A 21,340-nucleotide genomic window follows, 5' to 3' on the forward strand; every position below is an offset into this window, starting at 1 on the left:
TTAAAAAATCGAGTTCACTTTAAATAGCCAAGGACGGCTCTTTTTAATCAACACAGTTTAAACAAAGGACAAATTATGAAGACATTAGCGACGGTTCTTATGCTGACAATTAGCGTTTCTGCTAGTGCCGAGTCTCATATTCCCAAACCGGACTATGTGGTTTCAAAAACGACAATTCATTATTACAAAAACCTATCTATTTTTGAGTTAGAGAAGCTAGTTTTACGCAGTCAAAACGTTGGCGAAACAGAAGTTAACCAAGGGTTTCTTAAAACCGAGTTAGCCAAACGATATCAAGACAAACCCACCGCAAAAGTAGGTTATTTGTATGCACGAGTATTACAAAGAGAACACCTATTTGACGATGCAATCGAAGTTATTGATAACGTTTTAGAAACTGCTCCCAACGATGTTAATTCACGGTTATTAAAGGCAAACATGTTACAAGTAAAAGGTAAGTTTGACTCTGCGAAGACGGAGTGTTTGAGATTATTAGGTTTAGCTAGTGTAGAAACAGTAAGCACTTGCGCTCTTGATGCGGAAAGTCAAAATGGAAAATTGGAAGCCAGTTATAAGAGCTTGTTATCCATCTCAAGTGACAAACCAACAAGCCAAGCAACACAGCATGTTTTAGCTGAAATGGCTTTTAGACTAAACCAACCACAACAAACTCTTAAGCACCTATCTCAAGTTAACTTAGATGAAGCGCCCGTGAGTATTTTGGTTTTATGGTCTGATGCACAACTTGAGTTAACAAATTACAGACCCGTTATAGACACTATTGGAAACTTAGTCTCAGAAGCTAATAATCTAGAAGATGCTTTACTACTTAGACTTGCTCAAGCGGAAAAACAAGATAAAAAGACCCGAGCTACTCGCTGGCAAACTTTATTGTCGAAACGTATTGAGCTGAGAGAACGTCGCCAAGATAACTTTCACGCAGCTGACCTCGCCTTGTACTATTTAACGGTTGAAGACAACAGTGATAAAGCCTTGTATTGGGCCACAATTAATTGGCAACAAGCAAAACTTGAGTCTGACAAAACGCTACTTGCTAAAGCAAGCGCAAGGTTCAAGGAGTTAGAAAATGAGTAACTTAAAAAGCACGTTCACCTTAATATTCGTTCTTCTATTTGCTACCTTTTCATCTTTTGGCCACCAGCTTAGCACCAGTTATCTCACAGTAACGTCAGAATCTGAGTCTGCACAAAACTTGTTGGGCGAATGGCAGGTTGAAATAAAAGACTTAGAACAAGTCATCGACTTCGATATAAACAAAGATGGCAACATTACTTGGCAAGAAATCACGTTTCAACAATCTGCCATTTCACAGTTCGTGAAAAGTACCGTGCTTTTTAGTCAAAACGAACGTCAATGTGTCGTTTCAAGCCAAGGCTCACTAAAATTAGACAACCACTTTAACCAACCGTATTTAAACATCCCCATTGCAGTTCAATGCTCTAGCCCAGGTACAATGGAAATACAGTACGATGGCTTTTTTGACTTTGATTCAAACCACAAGGCGTTAATCTCTATAAACGGTAGGAGTCTTGTGTACAGCGCGTCTGATCGAAATAAAACGATAAAGCTAGATCAAATTACTGCGTTTTCGACGGCTGTTGAATATTTATATCAAGGTGTTTTGCATATTTGGATGGGTCTTGATCATATTCTATTTTTAATTGCACTATTGCTGACTTGTGTGTTGATACGTGAACATAAGCAATGGCAAGCGAGTCCATCAAAAGTACAAATTTTAAAACAAACAGCCTGGATTGTTACCGCGTTTACTATTGCACACTCTATAACACTAACCGCTACTGCTATGGATGTTATTGCACCAAGTAGCAAGTGGGTAGAAATAGGTATTGCCATATCTGTAGTTTTTGCAGCACTCAATAATATTTGGCCTGTGGTTATAAGACTCGGCTGGGTTACATTTGGTTTTGGGTTATTGCATGGAATGGGCTTTGCCGGTGTACTTGGCGAACTGGGCTTATCAAATCAATTTCAATTATTAAGCGTGCTGACATTTAACCTCGGTGTGGAAATTGGTCAGTTGGCTATTTTAGCGGTGGCATTACCATTGTTAATAATGATCAGAAATTACGCTTGGTATCAAAAGTGGATAATGCCCACTGGTTCGTTGGCCATTGCTGTTATTGCAATGCAGTGGACGTTTGAGCGCCTTTAAGTTTGTAAAAGGCGCTTTGTGCTTGTGATCTACCTATTAATTTTTATTATTAGCCTTCACAGCTTGTCCAGTTTTCACCGTCAGAGCTACACTCATAAACTGTTGTGCCATCGCTCTGTTTGGTGGCGCGAGTCCAGTCAGTGCCGTTTTCAACATCAAGCTGTACGTTGCCTTGATCTTTACGCTTGCGCCACAATGAAGTGTCTATCGATACTTCATCATCCCATCGATAAGGCATAAGCTTTAATACATCAATCATCTCAGACGAGTCTAAGTCGGTTTTGTTTTCCACATCAACCCACTCTGCTAATTCGGTAAATCGACTTTGTGCTTCTCTGAAAAAGAAAACGCCAAAATAATAAGTAGAGTCGATGTCATAAGAAATTCTAAAACTTCTTTCATATGGATCATCAAGACTATCATTCACACACTCTTCAAATGTATCAAAAGTTAAGCTACCAAATGAGTTTGAAAGTTCGTATCTTATGTCATTCTCTTTAAACTCTATTCGCTCAATATTGCTGCATCTATATTCGCCATTTGGGTCTCGGTATACGTCTTTACGGACAGAAAGCTCACCGTTTAAGGCCTGATCGTTCCAAGCTTTGTCTGTTCTGTCTAAGTGTGTCAGAACATAATCCACTTCATTCAGTTGCTCGTCACTAACTAACTTAACGTCTTCTGAAAAGTAACCCGTATCATGAAATACCACTACGTCTCTGTACCAACCATCTTCTACATTAAAGTATTCATCTTTCTCTTGGTCTCTAGATACAAAAACTCGAACTTCACCTTCTGGGTATTCAACTCTAAGCTCAGTCTTAAGTTTATAAGCAGCCTTTAAGCCCTTAACAATATCCTGCGCAATATGAAACGCTTCGGAGTCTTTGTCAGCAATAAAGTCAGCGTACATTTGCTCTGCAGATAAATTGTAATACGAAACTAGTCCTCTGAGCGTATCTTCTATTTCGGTTTTTAGAGCGGTGACGGCTTCATTGTGCTCTTTAAGATAATCACAGTGTTTTTCTTCAACTTCACGAGGGTAGTTTTGCTCTATTGCTTGCCATATAACGGTAGTTAACGGAGAAATGTTGCGAACTAAACCATTGGTAAAATCAGCTTCAGTTATAGGCTCAAAGGTAGGTTGTAATACAATTTGATAAGGGTCGGTAACTTCATGACGAGCGACGCCTTCTTCTTCCGAGCCTTCATCTATCGCACCAACGGGCACGTCAACAATGATGGCTGAATACGCTAAGCAAGCCGCATCTTTTTCTGGTACTTCAAAAAGGTAATCTCCACCTTCTTCGGTGATTTTTTGTGGCTCGCTAGCATCTGCGATCCCGTTGCCATTAATATCTAGAAATACAGTGCCGCCTACGATATATCCATCAATTGCCTTACCGCTTACCGCGACAGACTTGTCTTCCGTAACAATAACTATTTGCTCATCTGAACTTTTTGAGCTTTTAGAGCAGCCGGTCAATACTGACAGCGTTAATAAACATGTAATACTAAGTTTCGTTTTGTTCACAATAAATTCCTTTTTTGACTCTTGTGATAAGTATGAACTTTACTGTTTATTAATCAATCACTCAGGTTTGATTTTTTGTTGCCATTTTGTAAGCAAATTTTGCAATAGACTCAAATCAATTGGTTTTGACATATAGTCATCCATTCCAGCGGCAAAACATTTTTCTTTATCCCCTTTCATAGCATTTGCTGTCATCGCAATGATAGGGATATCCAAATATTGATTGCCAGCATCTCCACTTCGAATAGCTTGAGTTGCGTCATACCCATCTAATATTGGCATATGGCAATCCATGAAAATCACATCAAACTCTTTATCTGTATTCGCCAACAAACGCTCTAACGCTTTCGCTCCATTAATGGCGACTTCCATTTCAACACCACTTTCGGATAGCATTTTTTTAGCGACCATTTGATTAATCATATTGTCTTCTACTAGCAAAGCTCGCATGTTGACTCGCTCAAACGGTTTAGGCTCTTCCGATTTAGTAAATAAAATGTTGTGCGCGTTGTCACTCAAGCCAAGCTGAGCTGAAAATGAGAAGGTACTGCCTTTACCAATATCACTTTGGATTGTTATGTCACCACCCATTAGCTGGCAAAGCTGCTTAGAAATAGACAAACCTAACCCTGTACCACCAAACTCTCTTGTTGTTGACGAATCCGCTTGTGTAAAGGACTCAAAAATAGACTTAAGGCGACCTTTTTTAATACCAATGCCGGTATCTGTAACATGCCAAGTGCAAGTAACAGTGCCATCGTCGGTATTTGACTCTGTTTCAACTGCAACGCTCACTTCACCTTCGTTAGTAAACTTAAGCGCATTACCAATGATGTTGTTCATTACTTGTCTTAATCGACCACCGTCGCCAATCAAAAACACTTCTTTTACGCCTGACAGGTCAATGTTAAACGCTAACTGCTTTGCATCTGCTTCAGATTTAAACGAGCGATAAACAGACCGAGTAAGTGATTCAATATCCAGCTCGTGCTTTTCAATTCCTAATTTACCGGCTTCAATTTTAGAGAAGTCTAGAATGTCATTAATAAGAGACAACAATGACTGAGCACTGTCTTTTGCTACGGTTGCATACTCACGTTGTTGCTCTCCTAGCTCTTCATTTAACATTAAGCTTAGAGTGCCTATTACGCCATTCATTGGCGTTCTAATTTCGTGACTCATGCTAGCCAAAAATTCAGACTTCATTTGTGCAGACTGTTCGGCTTTGTTTTTTGCCTGTTTCAAATAACTTGCTGCGCGTTGCAGCTCAGTTACGTCATGTGAGAAACCAATGTAATGCGTCACCAAACCGGCGTCGTTAACAATAGGACTGAGAGTTAAACTATTTGAGAAAGGCGTTTTGTCTTTGCGATAGTTAATTAACGTTATTTCCAATGACTCTCTGTTGGAGATTGCTTTGCGTATTGTTTCTACTTTATTCAGGTTGGTTTTTTCACCCTGTAAAAAACGACAATTGCGGCCAATAACTTCATCAGCTCCATAACCTGTGAGGTTATAAAAGGCCTTGTTTGCATACACAATAGGTTGATCACCATTGAGCATGTCAGTAATTACAATTGACGTACTTGCTTCATCAATCGCTTTGTTTTTCATTTTGAGTTCAAATAATAGATCTTTTTGTTTGGTCAAATCCGATGCGACCAATACATAGCCAATTTCCTGCCCATCACTGATATATTTGTTTAACAGCCATTCTAAAACTAGTGGTTTGGCCGTAAGCGTGCCGTACATTGAGTAATCTATTTCAACTTTATTATTGGCCGCAAGTTCTTGCCAAGTCTCTAGAGGAAATATTGAGTTGAAGTCTTCTGGTATGCTAATTCGGTATTCCTTTCCAAGCTCACTCATGCTTCTATTTTGAAGAACCATATTAAAGTTATGATCAAGTACCAATAAAGGTTCAGACATTGAATCAATAACACTTTCAAAGCGATCTCGTGATAAAGAGGTACTTAAAAGATCATGTAATAAAAAGTTCACTGATGCTTTAATCGCAACCACTTCACTGGGTTCTCTTTTTGATACTGGCTGATTAATTGGGCTGCGGCCCTTACTGGCCTCACTGATGCTGTCACGAAGTGCTTTTAAAGCTTGGCTGGCAATTTTGGCTGATATTCTCGCACTATAGTTAGTCGCAAAAATAACAACCATAAGTAAAAAGAACACCATAACAAACAGCTGCAAAACATCTTGATAAGCCGTTGTTAATGATTCTACGCTAAACGCTCGCCACCAGCGGCCATCTGACTTTACAGAAAAAGTACCCGATAACTTCTTTTCACTAATGTAAGTGCCAACAGGGAGTTGTTCTGGCTGAGAACTGAACATAACTTCATATTCATCATTTACCAATACCTGCACGCCTAAACTAGATGAATAAGAGATGACATCTTGCAAAGACTTTACATAAACCACAATGGCACCTTCAGCCATATCGCCATACATAACTGGCGCAGCGATTAAAATACCCTGCTTAGTAACATCAACATTTGTTTTGCCTTGTTCAAATACTTCTGGTTTCCAACTAAATGCGTCACTATTTATTTCAAATAAGGTCCAGTTTTTAACTACGATTGGTTCAGCATTAAAATTTAGAAAACCAATGGCGATGTCGGAACTGTCGGTAATTTTGAGTGACTGAAAGAAAACAGATAGATAGCTTTCACGTTGCTCATAGTCAATTAAGCTATTTATAATGAGATCGTTTTTTGCGAGGTTTTCTACTTGAACCGTAATGTTGTCGATATTATTGACGGCAATTTTTTCTATTTGCTCTAACTGAGCTCGGTGCTTATTGTTCACCTGATCTTGAATAAATAGAAAAAAACTAACAAACAAAACAACGCTTACCAATAGAGCCATTGACATGACTTTGGGCATTGCCTGTTTTACTAATATTTTATAAAGCGGCTTATTTCTCTGCATGAGTTTTTGGTACTAAAAATCCTGACTCGTTATATTTAGCCATAAAATAATCATGTGACATGAGTGCGTCGTGATTAGCTGGAGAAAATGGCGGCTTATATTCCTTCACTAAACCTTTAAATGATTTAATGTTTTCTAAACTTTTTTGTATGTTAGCAGATTCAACTGAATTGCCTAGCTCTACTGCTGTTGCTAATAAATGAATTAAATCATAGGAATGCGCAACACCTGGTGCACTAATCATGCTTTCGGCGGTTACGTCCTTATCAAACTTATTGGCATAGCTGCGCACCACTTTCTTGTTCAATGATGGATTTGTGGGCGTAATAAAACTATAAGTTTGTAATACTGACAAATTCATCGTTAGTAACTCTTCAGGCTTAAAATTGTCGGTAAATTGCCCACTAGCAATGCCCCAATGCGAGTAAACTGTCAACGCTTTAAATTCAGGCGACTTTAGAATCTCTCTAATAATTGTTGCGCCCTCTGGTGCGTTAGCCACGAGCATAATAGCCGTAGCCCCACTTCCTTTAATTCTGGCAAGCTCATTTTTCATGGATTTCTGACGCCAATTAAACCATGAAACATGCGTTACGTTTATCCCTTGCTCAAGGCTCGCTTTTTGAATGGAGTCTTGATTTGAACGACCCCAACCAGTTTGCTCTAAAAGCAATGCGACTTTCTGGTGACCTTCTGCTTTCGCTTCTTTTACTAATACAGAACCAGCTTGTTCATCTCGAATAGAAAGTCGAAATACATAATTAGGCTCAAAACCATTGTCTATAATTGGCGTGCCAGCAGCCCATGGAATTAAAAATGGGATCTTGTATTGATTGATTAAATCTAGTTCTTGTAAAACTACAGGCGTGTGAACTCCACCGAGTATGGCAATTAGATTGGGCGTCGCCGCAAATGCTTTTATATTGTGTTTACCGCGAGCAGGATTACCTCTGTGGTCTTTGCTCACTAATTTTAATGGTCTACCCAGCACGCCACCTTGCGCGTTAATTTCTTCTATCGCTATTTGCGCTCCCCTTTGAATTGCAATACCGCCATCTTTTGCAACGGCAGAAAGGTCAGCATCTAAACCAATAATATAGGGGTCTTTCGCGTAAGAATGAGGGCTAATTATCAGTAATAAATACGAAATAAGCGTTATAAATAGAAATCGCATACAAGGCCCTAGTTTATCTTCTGAAATTGAAATTGCGCAGGCGCAAAATTAAGTTAGCGTTAATATCCCGCTATCTTAATACCTTATTAAGTTTCGAGACATTACTAATTAACATTAAATATCATAACTTTACTTTGTTTTATACTGTTGCAATACAATTGAACACACCGTATTCTGACTAAAAGTCGTAACCCAAAGCAAATAAAAATGATAAATAAAAATAGTGCAAAAATACTTATTGTTGATGACGATCCAACTCAAATTCAGGTGGTTATTAGTCATTTACAGCACTTTGATTACGAGCTTTTTATTGCTAAAAATAGCGCTGATACCTGTAAGGTTTTAGCCAAGCAACATATTGATTTGGTGCTTCTTGATATAAACCTACCCGATGGCAACGGTATCGATCTTTGCCGCGAAATTCGTTCTAACCATGAGTTTAGCGACAACTTAAGTATTGTCTTTATGACCAGCCATCACTCAAATGAACAAGAGGCAAAAGGTTTATCTATAGGTGCCAACGACTACATTTATAAACCGGTGAATGCCGATGTATTAGCGGCTAGAATTAACGTTCAATTGCAACAACTTCGTAAAACAAAACTTCTTTCTCATTACGCAAATGTAGACGCCTTAACAGAACTTGGCAATCGACGCGCATTTGATAACCAACTGCAGCTTGAGTTAAAACGTGGGGAACGAGAAGGCGTACCTGTTTCATTACTTACCTTAGATATCGACTTCTTTAAAGCATATAACGACAATTATGGTCATCCTCAAGGGGACACCTGTTTGCGTGATGTAGCGGCGGCAATAAAGTCGGAGTGTCGACGTCCATCTGACTTTGCATTTAGAGTTGGCGGTGAGGAGTTTTCCATCATTTTATACAATACGCCGGCTAGCGGTGCATTATTGTTTGCCGAAAAGCTACGTGCAGCTTTGATAGATAGGGCAATTCCACATGAGTATTCAGAAGTGTCTAACTTAGTCACGATGAGCATTGGCATTAGCGATACGTTAAGTGGTTCGTACAATATAGTTGAGCTGATAGCGAGCGCAGATGACATGCTATACAAAGCCAAACAAAATGGCCGCAATAACGCAATGTCTAACGATTGGGTAGCGGCGATTTAGAAAAATACTGCTACAATTAGATTAGTTTCTATTATAGGTTTCTTTTTTAGGTTTCTACCCATGAACACACACCAAACTTCTAATATTGGCGCTAATAATGTCGCGCCTATTGTTTATCCAGACCTTTTAAACGTTCTTCAACCCGGTTTAGCAAGCATTAATGAGCTTGGTCAGCCGGAGACATATCTACTAATTTTAGAAATGTTTGTTCAACAATATGAGTCTTTTAACGACGAATTAAAAACAGCCATCAAAACCAATAACGGCCCTGAGGTTCATGCGTTAATCCATACTTTAAAAGGATCCTCTGGCGCACTTGGGTTACAACGTTTAAACGAGATTAGCACCGAACTTGATTTGCAAATCACCCAAAGAGTAGACATTGAAACTCTGTCGTTTGAACCTTTATATAAATGTGTAAGCTCGAGTATTACGGATTGTATTCAGGTTTTAAACTTGAATCAAAAGAAGCAAAGTCAAAGTCTTGCTACTGTGGATGGAGATCTGTCTGAGATGCTGGTTTCTTTAAGATCTAAATTGCACAACCATGAACTCATTACTCAACCCTTTATTAATTTGCTTATTTCTATTTTGAATGAGAAAAATTGTCGAAAGTACGATCAGGTTGTGGATCTAGTAAAAGAATTTGAGTACTCAAAAGCGTATCAATCACTCATTGACTTAGATTAAGATGACAACGAATAAGTAACTCGCACTGGTCGGTTTACCCCAACTAAAGTGCGAGTCATTGTAAAACGTTAAGCAGCTTCACATTTATTAACGGGTTTTAAATTAATATTGTTGTCCGAGGCCTGCTCAATAATATCAATGTCTTCTAAAAACATCATAAAGCCTTCTGACTCATCTGTTTGTAAAAACAAATCCACTTCTAGCTCTGAAAACTTATCCAGATTACCAAAACAATTGCTATCAAGAGATATTCCAAACGAACCTGTGCCTTTTACATCATTGGCTTTATATTTTTTTGCGAGGTCTAACAGGTCTTGCATATTTTTGGCGTCTTTATTCGACAGCTTTAAAATAGTTACCCGTTCACGGTCTTCAATTCCATCTAATAAAATAGGTGCAAAGTCAGCTTTGATATCATGTAACGCAATCACGTTTATTTTATAAACAATGTTGACCGGTTCCATTGTGTTACTGCCCTCAGAAACATAACTCATGTTTACTTTAGCTGCGCCATTTTTCACTTCTATTGCTTCGTTTGTCCTTATGGCTACTCGCATTGCTGCTGGTTTCATATCGGCTAGTGAAAATTGAGACATTTTGTACATAGTAGAAATAGGCATGCTCATACAGCCACCTATTAACACGCTGATTGATAGTGAAAAGGCTAATAGCGCTTTTTTTAAAACTGGGTTTTTCATGGTCTTCCTTGCTGGCTTAACTATTGGGTTTGAAGTGCTTTTAGATTGTTAATCTGTTTATTTACAAGTGCAGAGTCAACTTACATGTGTATAAATTAACGCTACGAGGTGAATAACTAACTTTGAATAGACTAATCAATTGTTTAAAAGTTCACCAGTATTATTTATCTTCACCGTACAAATAAAATAAGCCCGTAAATCTTGGTTATTCGCACGCTAGACTGGAAAAATTGACGAAATTTTGTTTAAATCGCGCCCCTAAATTAATACTAATGTAACAGCCATGTATTAATAATTATTTTACGGGGCTTTTTAAGCACCAATCAAGCATGATCCAAGAGGAACTCAATAACGTGATTACTACTGCAAACATCACAATGCAATTTGGCGCGAAGCCATTGTTCGAAAATATCTCGGTTAAATTTGGTAACGGTAACCGCTACGGTTTAATTGGCGCAAATGGATGTGGTAAGTCAACGTTTATGAAAATTCTTGGCGGTGAATTAGCACCTTCAGGTGGTAATGTAAGTTACGGTGAAGGTGAGCGTTTAGGTAAACTTCGCCAGGATCAATTTGGCTTTGAAGAGTATTCCGTTTTAGACACAGTTATCATGGGCCACCAAGAGTTATGGGACGTTAAACAAGAACGTGACCGTATTTACTCTTTACCTGAAATGTCTGAAGAAGACGGCATGAAAGTAGCGGACTTAGAAACTCAATTTGCAGAAATGGGCGGTTACGAAGCTGAATCGTCTGCAGGCGAATTACTGCTAGGTGTTGGCATTGGTACTGAGTTGCATTACGGACTAATGAGCGAAGTTGCGCCAGGCTTTAAACTGCGTGTTTTACTTGCACAGGCGCTGTTTTCAGAACCAGACTTTTTATTGCTCGACGAACCAACAAACAACTTGGACATCGACACAATTCGCTGGTTAGAAGACATTCTTAACCAACGTAACTCAACCATGATCATCATTTCGCATGACCGTCACTTCTTAAACTCAGTATGTACTCACATGGCTGACTTGGATTACGGTGAGCTTCGCGTTTACCCAGGTAACTATGACGAATACATGTTAGCGGCCACACAAGCTCGTGCTCGTATGATCAATGACAATGCTAAGAAAAAAGCCCAAATTGATGAGTTAAAATCGTTTGTTGCACGTTTCTCTGCTAACGCTTCAAAAGCTCGCCAAGCCACGTCTCGTCAAAAACAAATGGAAAAGATTAAGTTAGATGAGGTAAAAGCATCTAGCCGTGTGAATCCATTTATTCGTTTTGAACAAGAGAAAAAACTTTATCGTCAAGCTGTTGAAATTGAAGGTTTATCAAAAGGTTTTGATGAAGGTCCTTTATTTGAAAACTTTAACCTTATGGTTGATGTTGGTGAGCGCATTGCCATTATTGGTGAAAACGGCGCGGGTAAAACAACGCTGTTACGCACATTACAAGGCGATCTTGAGCCTGACTCAGGTTTTGTTAAATGGTCAGAGAACGTGAAAATGGGTTATTACGCTCAGGATCACGCAGCTGACTTTGAAACTGACATGAATTTGTTTGACTGGATGAGCCAATGGCGTCGTCCAAATGACGATGAGCAAAGCATACGTAGCTTCTTAGGTCGTATGTTGTTCTCATCTGACGATATTAAAAAGTCGGTAACGGTTTTATCTGGTGGTGAGCAAGGTCGTATGTTGTTTGGTAAAATGATGATGGCAACACCTAACGTTTTATTACTCGATGAGCCAACTAACCACATGGATATGGAATCTATTGAGTCTTTAAACATGGCACTTGAGAACTACGAAGGCACGTTAATCTTTGTTTCTCACGACCGTCAGTTTGTTTCTTCATTGGCAAACCGTATTCTAGAAATCAAAGGCAACAAGATCATTGATTTCCGCGGTAGCTACGATGACTACTTGAAGTCTAAAGGTGTTGACCACTAGGTCACTCTGACTTCGATAGATAAAAGGCTCTAATTCATTTAGGGCCTTTTTAGTTTTTAGTTTTTAGTTTTTAGTTTTTAGTTTTTAGTTCGGATTAGAGCAGCGGTATAACTGTATCCATAGATACCAGAAAATATAATACTGGGTGCTACGGTTAACCAAAGGTTAGGTGTTTGGTTTATGACATTCACCAACGTAACTAGAACACTTTGAATTAACAACGGCAGTAATGGTGCTAATAAAGCCCCTGGAAGCTTTTTCCCTTCAAAAAATCGAGCTGATTCATTTAATCCGTGTGACAGTGCTGTTTTGATTGCTTGATTCTGCGTTGACGTTGAATGAAATTTACAAAGTATTGGCATCATAAACGCTAGTGAAAAACAGTGACCGTGAAATTTAGATACTGAACGTTCTAGCAGCCAAGTAAATAATAATGTCATTAAGCCGCTATACGAACCTTGTACAAAGGCAGCTTGAATGGTGGTACTCGTTGGTATGGTGTCACTTAAATTAGCCCAATACGCCCATGAAAAATAAAAGCTAAAGGCCACCAGCGCTGAAATTAAAAGCCTCACGGTCGAACTACTCAATTTACTAACCCTTTAATCATTCTTTAAACACCCTTTAATGATAGTGACGTTTATATTTCCATTAGTATTAGTATTCGTATTGGTATTGGTATTGAAGTTATAGTTCATTAGCGGTTCGGTATTTACCTTTGTAATCAAAGATTTTCTCTTGAACTTGCCAAACTATATGCGTCTTTGACTTTCGTTTTGGGTCTTTTTTGGCAATAACAAAATCTGGGATAATAAATCCCTGTGACTCTTTTAAGACCTCATTCAGCGACAAAAAATTTCGCGGTTCACTAGAATTCCTAAATCGTCTACCAAACTGTAAATTAAAAACAGTCCGTTGCTTTTCGGAACTCAAATCAAAAAACTCTTTTAGCTCTGTAGCGTCTTCATCGTAGTAAACGATTTTCAACGCACCATTATGTTCCGAAAACGTCATACCACTACATCTAATCACCATTCGATTACTGAGTTTTAACGCTTCTTTTAGCTTTTCATCGGGATCGACAAGCTGATTTTTACAATCGTGGCATTCGCGCGCAGCAATATCATTTTGAGCGTTGCACGTAGGACATTCTTTAAACCGGAAGCGGTAGTCACAAGGCATAACCTCATTGTCTTGCGGGTTTGCTGACATTGAGCCTTCAAGCATTGAGTTATCTAGCACTTCATCTTCTGGCATTTCAAGAATGCCTTGGCAAGCTCTGCCATAGTGCTCAAGCACTTTTCCGTCGTTGTCTGTTATGCCCCAAAATGTATTGGCAAAACCGCATGATGGGCAAAAGACTTGAACCAACTCACTTCTAGAGTCCGGTTTTTTCTCGCCCACTTCAGGATGAAAAATGTTTATTCCGTTTCCAGCATAGTCAATCACTAAACAGTCTTGTTTGCCTTCAGCTAAGCGCAAACCTCGCCCTACAATTTGCTGATATAAGCTCACAGACTGCGTAGGCCTAAGAATCGCAATTAGGTCTACATGCGGCGCATCAAATCCTGTCGTTAATACCGATACGTTAACTAAGTACTTTATTTTCTGGGCTTTAAAGTCATTGATCAGTTGTGCCCGTTCGTCGTTTTTTGTTTTAGCTGTGATCAAGGCAACTTTTGAAACATCATCGGCACTTTGTTCTTTTGCTGGCCCAGCAGTTTCATTTTTTGATTCAAGGTAACCAACAATTTCTTTTGCGTGTTTAACTGTGGCGGCAAAAATCATTACGCCTTTACGCTCTAATTCGTTTTCATTACCGGCAGCCAGCATCTGAATCTGCTCCACAATCCCTTCTGTAACTCGAGGGTATTTGCCTAATAACTCATTCACCTCTGCGTCATCAAATTCGCCAAACTTATTGGATTGCAATGCAGAAAAGTCATATTGCTCAACCGCGGCGTCAATTAATTTAGGCGGCGTTAAAAAGCCGTTTTTGATCATGTAAGACAAGGGTAGTTCGTATATGCATTTTTTAAACGGCGTTGCTTGTGACGATCTCACAAAGCCGTGGTAATGATGTTGATAAATCCAACCAAGTCCTAAACGAAAAGGGGTAGCAGTTAACCCTAGAATTTTAAGCTCGGGATTATACGATTTCAATTGGCTGACAATTTGACTGTATTGATTGCCTGATTTTTCACTTGCTGACTCTGCATTTGTTTTTGATTGTTCTTCAAAGTGGCTGACGCGATGACACTCATCAATCACGACAAGTGAGTATTCATGAGCAAACTGCTCTAGATTTCTTACTACTGACTGCACACTTGCAAAAGTGACTTGGTGTTTGGTTTCTTTTCTATTAAGGCCGGCAGAAAATACACCACTTTTGATTCCAGCTTGTTCAGCGTAGTCATGAAACTTTTGGTGGTTTTGCTCAACTAGCTCTTTTACGTGCGTTAATACCAGTATTTTCCGACGAGCAATTCGGGCTATTTCGGCTATTACTAAACTTTTCCCTGCACCTGTAGGTAACACAATTACTGCAGGTTCATTCGTTCTTCTAAAGTGTTTAACCGTTGATTCAACGGCTTCTGATTGATATTGACGGAGTTTATACATTAAGTTTCGTTTTTAGTAATAGGTAATATTGAACTTTGCAGGTTATTATTACGTCAATTAAATTAAAAGTTTATAGATATTTCTCCTAACTATTAGGGAAACATTCACACACTTTATTACAATTAGAAACGGCAACATTGCTCCTGTAATGTTTTAATATACTACATAAGAATCGTTTCTATTGGTAACAACCAACACATAATTTTAATGGATTGAGTCATGAGCAAAAAATGGTTAAAAGTTGCAGCCCCTGTTGTTTTGTTAATTGCAGGTATAGGTGCATTTGTTTTAGTGAAAAGCAATGGTCCAACCCCTCCAGAAAAGAAAGAAGTAGATACCCGTCCTACCATTACCGTTAAGCAAGTTAACCCAGAGTTTCACCAAGTGAGAGTTAAAGGTTATGGCGCGGTAACGCCATTAGAAAAAACCATGATATCAGCTCAAGTATCTGGCGAAGTTGTTAAATGGCACCCTAACTTTGTGCAAGGTGGATTAGTTAAACGTGGTGAAGTGTTGTTTGAAATAGAATCGGACAACTATGAAGTTGCTCTATTACAAGCAGAGTCGTTATTAAAAACAGCACAAGCACAACTTATTGAAGAGCGTGGCCGAGCTGAAGTTGCAAAACGTGAAGCGAAATCAATGCCAAACGCTAGAGTTAGCGACCTGTACCTTCGCAAGCCGCAAGTAATGAGCGCGGAAGCATCGGTAAAATCAGCGGAAGCATCAGTAAAGCTTGCCACTCGTGATTTAGACAACTGTAAAGTGGTTGCACCTTACGATGCATTGATTGTAAAACGTGATTTAGGTACCGGCCAATTTGTTAACAAAGGCACTAACGTTGGTGAGTTATATAACGTTGAAAAAGCCGAAATCGTATTCCCAATTGCGGGATTTGACCGTACTTTCCTGCCAAATACTCTATTAAATCTTCCAGCTGAAGTGTCTACTCGTGAGAAATTCTCTAGCGTACGTTCAGGTACTATTGTTCGAGACACGGGCATCGTTGACCAAGCAACTCGCATGGGTAACATTGTTGTTGAAGTTAACGACCCTTACGGATTAAAAGACGACTTACCACGCTTGATGTTTGGCACATACGTTGAAGTTAGCTTTAACGGCCAAGGTTTAAACAACATAGTTAAATTGTCGCAAGACCTAGTAACCAATAACAAAGTTTGGGTATTAGGAGACGACAATACCATTACTCAAAAAGTTGTTGATGTGGTTAAAGAAGAAGGCAAACTATTCTTAATTGGTGGCGGCTTAAACAGCGACGATAAGATAGTAGAGACAATTCCTGAGTATGCTCAAGATGGCATGAAAATTAAATTGGCAAGCGACACAAAAGAAGGTGATGATAAATCATCGGACGACGCTAATGTGATCTCCACATCGGTTGCTCAAAGCAATAAGGACGCATAACTCTCATGTCTGACGTTCAACAAAAAAAAGAAACGGGTTTAATCGCGTTTTTTGCGAATAACTCAGTAGCCGCTAATTTAATGATGGTATTTATTATCGTCATGGGTTTAATTAGCTACTTTACTATTCAGCGCCAAATGTTCCCGAATATTGAGATTAACTATATTCAGGTTAGTGCGGCTTATCGTGGTGCTTCTCCTCAAGAAATTGAAGAAAGCATTTTGATAAAAATTGAAGAATCGTTAAAAGACGTAACTGAAATTGAAGAGATGTACACCAATGCATTTCGAAACTCAGGTAGAGTTACTTTAGAAATAGATCCAGACAAAGATTTGGCCGAAGTATTAGACAAGGTCAAAATGCGAGTTGATAGTATCGCTACCTTCCCCGCGGCCATGGAGCCCGTTAATGTTCGGCAAATAGAGTTTAATCAGCAAGTAATAGAAATGTCACTAGTTGGTGACATGTCCGTTGAAGAGCTAAAGCCCATCGCCAAAAAAATTGAAGATGAGCTATTACAGCTAAACAACGTATCTCTTGTGACCGTGAATGCGCCTGCTGAAGAAATAGCGATTGAGATTCAGCCCGACCAATTACGGAAATACAATTTAACGCTGGCGGATATCACACAGGCTATTAGCCGTTATTCCGCTAACTATTCTGCAGGTCAATTGCGCACCGACGCTGGGTTAATTGCCGTTAGAATAGAAAACCAGTACTACAACGGTGATGAGTTTAAACTTATTCCAATTAAAATTGGGAACAACGGCTCTAAAGTACTTTTAGAAGATGTAGCGATTATAAAAGATGGATTCACTGAAGGTGTCAGATACAACAAGTTTTCTGGCCAGAATTCGGTTTATATTCAAGTTAACGCCACTAAAGACCAAAACTCCATTGCGGTTTCTAATTCAGTTAAAAGCTATTTAGAACAGCGTAACCCAACGTTACCTGCGGGAATGGAATTAAAGGTATTGGTTGATATGACTTATTACCTTAAAGCTCGATTAAATATGATGTTATCAAACCTATTCCAAGGTTCGATTTTGGTGGCACTCATGTTAACTATATTCCTGCGTTTTAGATTAGCGTTTTGGGTAATGATCGGTTTACCGGTTTGCTTTTTAGGAGCGGTGATGATGATGCCAGTATTTGGCGTTAGCATTAACGTATTATCACTTTTCGCATTTATTATGGTGCTAGGGATTGTGGTGGACGATGCCATTGTCATTGGCGAAAGTTCCTATACCGAGATTGAAAAACACGGCGGCGGCATAGAAAACGTGGTTCGTGGTGCTAAAAAAGTGGCAACACCAGCGACGTTTGGTGTACTGACTACCATTGCGGTATTCGCACCATTCTTAGCCTCTAGTGGGCCACAAGGTTCATTCTTTTATAACATTGCAACGGTTGTCGTGTTTTGCTTAATTTTCAGCTTGGTAGAATCTAAGCTTATTTTGCCAGCCCATTTAGCGCACACTAAATTTAGTCCAGTAAAAGAAAACAGCTTAAGAGCCCGCTTTAACAAACGTTTTAGTAACTTTGTTAACGTTAAATACAAAGGCTTTTTGAGCAAATGTGTTGAATGGCGCTGGGCGGTGATGGCCGCGTTCTTTGGCATGCTTTTAATCAGTATTGCCATGATTGCAGGCAGTCACGTACGTTTTGTGCCACAGCCAAAAGTGCCGCACGATTTCCCTGATATTCGAATTGAGATGAACCAAACGGTTTCTGATCAGCAAACCATTGATGCAATTCAAAAAATTGAAAAAATGGTACAACGTATTGATCGTGAAATTGAACAAGAAACCGGCCAAAAAATGGTTCGTGATATTTTAGCGTTTAACCAAGATAGAAGTTCTGGCCGTATTGTTGTTCCTCTTGTTGATGAAGAGTTACGTCCTTACGACACATTTGAAGTGGCTCGACGCTGGCGTGAGGCAATGCCTACTATACCTGGTGTTAAATCAATTACCGTTCAAGACCAACTGTTGGGCGGTGGCGGTGGTGGCCAAGGTGGTGGTGACTTTGGTTACTTGCTATATGGCCCAAGCTTAGAGCAACTTAACGTTGCTGGCCGTGAATTTATAAAAATGTTGTCTCAAGAACCTGGTTTATTCGACATCAGCTCGACAATTGACCCGGCGAGTAAAGAGATCCAACTTGATTTGAAACCAGTGGCTTACGATCTTGGATTGTCTTTACAATCTATCGCTGGTCAAATTGGCGCGAGTTTCTTTGGTGGAGAAGCTCAACGAGTATTGCGTGATGGCGAAGAAATTCGAGTCATGGTTCGTTACCCGCAAATGACGCGAGAGCAGTTTAGTGAATTGAAATACGCAATTGTTACTACACCTTCTGGCAAAGAAGTCATGCTAGGTGATGTTGTAACACTAACTGAGAAACCAGGTATCAGTTACATTCGTCGCGAAAATGGATTCCGTAGTGTTTACATTTATGGCTCCATTGACGAAGTGGTTGTGCAACCTAACGAAGTAGTTGAGCGCATTAAAGATGACTTACTGCCACAACTAACGGAAAACTTCCCTGGCGTTAAAACGCAATTAGGTGGTTCAATTGAAGAAGAGCAAGCGCAACAAAACGAACAAATCATGTTCTTTGTTGCAGGCCTTCTAATGATTTACATTTTGTTAGCCGTGCCGCTTAAGAGTTATGCACAACCTTTAATCATCATGTCGGTTATTCCATACGGCTTTGTTGGTGCAGTTTGGGGTCACTACTTATTCGGTATGGACTTAAGCATGATGTCTACTTTTGGACTGATTGCCGCGGCCGGTGTTGTTATTAACGACAGCTTGGTCATGACAGATTATGTTAACCAAGTACGTAAACAAGGTCAGTCGGTTATTCAGGCTGTGACAGATGCAGGCTGTGTAAGATTTAGAGCAATTACGCTTACCTCTATCACTACGTTTGTTGGTGTACTTCCAATCATGTTTGAAACTAGCTTACAGGCACGAATAGTGGTGCCAATGGCGGTTGCATTAGGCTTTGCAGTCTTATTTGCGACCTTAGTTACGCTAATTCTTGTACCTTGTATGTATATGGGTCTAGAAGACTTTAAAGGCATGTTCCGTCGTAAAAGAAAGTATAAAACAACATCTGCACCTTCGGGCGAGTCATCTAGTATAACGGGTGGCAATGTTGATGCTTACGGCGGTGCAGCTAGAACATCAGACTAGTTTTATGAAAAAGCCTAACCGGTAAATAGAACAACTTAGGTTGTAACCTAGAACCCCCTTGAAGCCTGATACTCAAGGGGGTTTTTATTTGCCATTTTGAATTGAACTCACTACTCTAGCGTTTTCATTTGTAACCAAACAATAACCCACACGGAGCTTTTTGTGGTCGACTTAACCTTACTCGCCGTTTTTATTCCTACCTTTTTTATCGTCAGTGTCACGCCAGGCATGTGCATGACCTTAGCAATGACGCTTGGCATGACAATTGGCGTTAAGCGCACGTTATGGATGATGTTAGGCGAAGTTATTGGCGTAGCTATAGTGGCGGTTGCTGCGGTTCTAGGCGTTGCAGCATTGATGCTTAAATTCCCATCGGTATTTACCGTTCTAAAACTGGTTGGCGCAGGTTATCTAGCTTGGATAGCTATTCAAATGTGGCGCAGCAAAGGAAAAATGGCAATATCTGATAACCCTCAACAAACGGTTATTCATTCAAATGCGGGCTTATTTAATCAAGGTTTAGTTACCGCTTTGGCAAATCCGAAAGGCTGGGCATTTCAAATTTCATTATTGCCGCCATTTATCAATCCAGACTTAGAGCTACCAATTCAGCTAACGGTATTAGTGCTTATTATTATGTGTTCTGAGTTTGTTTGTATGATGCTATACGCCACTGGCGGAAAAACCATTAGCCGCGTATTAACAAGAAGTCAAAACGTACAGAGACTCAATAAAGTCTCCGGTACGTTGATGATGATGGTGGCAATTTGGCTGGCGTTAGGAAATTAGTCGCTTGGTATTAGTCATGTTCATTTAAGAACGCTAAGACCTCAGGAAAGTGGTCGTTTACCGCTTCAGGTGCAGTAAGAATATCAATATGATCGTAATCGAGTGCATTGCCATTTTGTTTTGATAACAAACTAAATTTTGCCTTTGCATTGCTACATTCGTCCATAAATAACTTCACATCTGTTTGATGCCCTAATGAATAGTCACTTACACCCGTTAAATGCCAAGTAGGAGGCCAATCTGTGCTTTTCGCTTTTTCTGCATAATCAAACGCATCAACGGGATCAACCCACACGCTCTTTTTCACCCACTCAATGCTTTCTAATAGTGCTTGGCGAGGTTCAGAGTCCGCACCCACTTTCATTTTTTTGGCGTCTAAGTAGCCGGCCTTTTTGGTGTACCAAGGCGCAAACCACTTCCAAAATAGGTCAACTTTTAGCAAACGCTCAATATTCATCACAGACACTTGTCTTTTAGTGCCAAACTTAACCATCGACTTAACTTTACTTTGCAACTCTGGAAAACGAACGTAAGCACTTGCAAACATAACACCGCCCCAAGAGTGGCAGATTACGTGACAGGCTTGATTTGTTTGTTGATAAACATAGTCAACTAAGGTTGGTATATCTTCCGTTGTCACTGAATGATATCCATGATCATTTTTTTCCTTCACCGAAGGTGTGCTTTCACCTCTGCCACGATAATCCGCGACAAACACATCAAATCCTTGTTTCGCTAGAAAGCCCGCGAGCCCTTTACCTGACTTAGTATAAAAAATTCGTCCATTTTCTATAGAGCCATGCAACATTAGAATAGGAGTGCGCTTTTTTGACTCGTCTTCCGTATGGATTCGACGAACATGAAGTTGATGTTCGTTACAGGTAACAAACTGAGATGATTGAATAATATTGGCTGAATGCAAAATAAAAACTCCAGTGGTCGGATGACATAAGCTTAATCATAAATAAAAGAATTACAATGT

Annotated in this window: 15 protein-coding genes; 8 read left to right on the forward strand and 7 right to left on the reverse strand. The window is 39.6% G+C overall.

What is annotated here, in order from left to right; genetic code table 11:
- The first annotated feature begins 75 nt into the window (after window positions 1-75).
- Window positions 76-1,095 (forward strand): tetratricopeptide repeat protein, encoded by a 1,020-nt coding sequence (locus ABD009_RS12740; protein WP_343825987.1) that lies wholly within the window; start codon window positions 76-78, stop codon window positions 1,093-1,095.
- Window positions 1,088-2,194, forward strand: a complete 1,107-nt coding sequence (locus ABD009_RS12745) for a HupE/UreJ family protein (protein ID WP_343825989.1) — start codon at window positions 1,088-1,090, stop codon at window positions 2,192-2,194. Before ABD009_RS12740 ends, ABD009_RS12745 begins: the two co-directional genes overlap by 8 nt.
- Window positions 2,195-2,243: 49 nt before the next feature.
- On the opposite strand, the gene ABD009_RS12750 is transcribed toward ABD009_RS12745, so the two are convergent.
- Genes ABD009_RS12750 through ABD009_RS12760 form a run of 3 tightly spaced genes read right to left on the reverse strand, consistent with a single transcriptional unit; the run spans window position 2,244 to window position 7,848 of the window.
- The gene (locus ABD009_RS12750) at window positions 2,244-3,728 is read right to left on the reverse strand and encodes a hypothetical protein (protein WP_343825991.1); all 1,485 of its coding nucleotides are present in this window, start codon (window positions 3,726-3,728) and stop codon (window positions 2,244-2,246) included.
- A gap of 57 nt (window positions 3,729-3,785) precedes the next feature.
- Window positions 3,786-6,611 (reverse strand): ATP-binding protein, encoded by a 2,826-nt coding sequence (locus tag ABD009_RS12755; protein ID WP_343825993.1) that lies wholly within the window; start codon window positions 6,609-6,611, stop codon window positions 3,786-3,788.
- A 49-nt stretch (window positions 6,612-6,660) separates the two neighbouring features.
- Complete coding sequence (locus ABD009_RS12760; RefSeq protein ID WP_343825995.1) at window positions 6,661-7,848, reverse strand: ABC transporter substrate-binding protein; 1,188 nt, start codon at window positions 7,846-7,848, stop codon at window positions 6,661-6,663.
- Between the two features lie 207 nt (window positions 7,849-8,055).
- Here ABD009_RS12760 and ABD009_RS12765 point away from each other — a divergent pair, with 207 nt between their 5' ends.
- Together ABD009_RS12765 and ABD009_RS12770 are read left to right on the forward strand one after the other, a co-directional pair.
- Window positions 8,056-8,982, forward strand: a complete 927-nt coding sequence (locus ABD009_RS12765) for a GGDEF domain-containing response regulator (protein ID WP_343825997.1) — start codon at window positions 8,056-8,058, stop codon at window positions 8,980-8,982.
- A 60-nt stretch (window positions 8,983-9,042) separates the two neighbouring features.
- Entirely contained in the window at window positions 9,043-9,672 is a 630-nt protein-coding gene (locus ABD009_RS12770) for an Hpt domain-containing protein (protein WP_343825999.1), read from the forward strand.
- 68 nt (window positions 9,673-9,740) lie between these two features.
- Here ABD009_RS12770 and ABD009_RS12775 read toward each other — a convergent pair whose 3' ends face one another.
- Window positions 9,741-10,370, reverse strand: coding sequence for a hypothetical protein (locus ABD009_RS12775; protein ID WP_343826001.1), 630 nt, complete (start codon window positions 10,368-10,370; stop codon window positions 9,741-9,743).
- A gap of 353 nt (window positions 10,371-10,723) precedes the next feature.
- On the opposite strand from ABD009_RS12775, the gene ABD009_RS12780 reads away from it, so the two are divergent.
- Window positions 10,724-12,319, forward strand: a complete 1,596-nt coding sequence (locus ABD009_RS12780; RefSeq protein WP_343826003.1) for an ABC-F family ATPase — start codon at window positions 10,724-10,726, stop codon at window positions 12,317-12,319.
- A gap of 77 nt (window positions 12,320-12,396) precedes the next feature.
- Here ABD009_RS12780 and ABD009_RS12785 read toward each other — a convergent pair whose 3' ends face one another.
- Both ABD009_RS12785 and radD read right to left on the reverse strand, forming a co-directional pair.
- Window positions 12,397-12,909, reverse strand: coding sequence for a hypothetical protein (locus ABD009_RS12785; RefSeq protein ID WP_343826006.1), 513 nt, complete (start codon window positions 12,907-12,909; stop codon window positions 12,397-12,399).
- A 97-nt stretch (window positions 12,910-13,006) separates the two neighbouring features.
- Entirely contained in the window at window positions 13,007-14,941 is a 1,935-nt protein-coding gene (gene radD / locus ABD009_RS12790; protein ID WP_343826009.1) for a DNA repair helicase RadD, read from the reverse strand.
- Window positions 14,942-15,160: 219 nt separating this feature from the next.
- On the opposite strand from radD, the gene ABD009_RS12795 reads away from it, so the two are divergent.
- From ABD009_RS12795 to ABD009_RS12805, 3 genes are all read left to right on the forward strand, one after another.
- Window positions 15,161-16,366 carry an efflux RND transporter periplasmic adaptor subunit gene (locus ABD009_RS12795; RefSeq protein ID WP_343826012.1) on the forward strand — a complete coding sequence of 402 codons (1,206 nt, stop codon included), beginning with the start codon at window positions 15,161-15,163 and terminating at the stop codon, window positions 16,364-16,366.
- A gap of 5 nt (window positions 16,367-16,371) precedes the next feature.
- A complete protein-coding gene (locus ABD009_RS12800) occupies window positions 16,372-19,569 on the forward strand; it encodes an efflux RND transporter permease subunit (RefSeq protein ID WP_343826014.1) in 3,198 nt (1,065 codons plus the stop codon).
- Window positions 19,570-19,731: 162 nt separating this feature from the next.
- Window positions 19,732-20,358 carry a LysE family translocator gene (locus tag ABD009_RS12805; protein ID WP_343826016.1) on the forward strand — a complete coding sequence of 209 codons (627 nt, stop codon included), beginning with the start codon at window positions 19,732-19,734 and terminating at the stop codon, window positions 20,356-20,358.
- A 10-nt stretch (window positions 20,359-20,368) separates the two neighbouring features.
- On the opposite strand, the gene ABD009_RS12810 is transcribed toward ABD009_RS12805, so the two are convergent.
- A complete protein-coding gene (locus tag ABD009_RS12810) occupies window positions 20,369-21,280 on the reverse strand; it encodes an alpha/beta fold hydrolase (RefSeq protein ID WP_155696996.1) in 912 nt (303 codons plus the stop codon).
- Window positions 21,281-21,340 lie beyond the last annotated feature (60 nt).

It is taken from the genome of Psychrosphaera haliotis, assembly GCF_039523615.1.
Lineage (GTDB): Bacteria > Pseudomonadota > Gammaproteobacteria > Enterobacterales > Alteromonadaceae > Psychrosphaera > Psychrosphaera haliotis.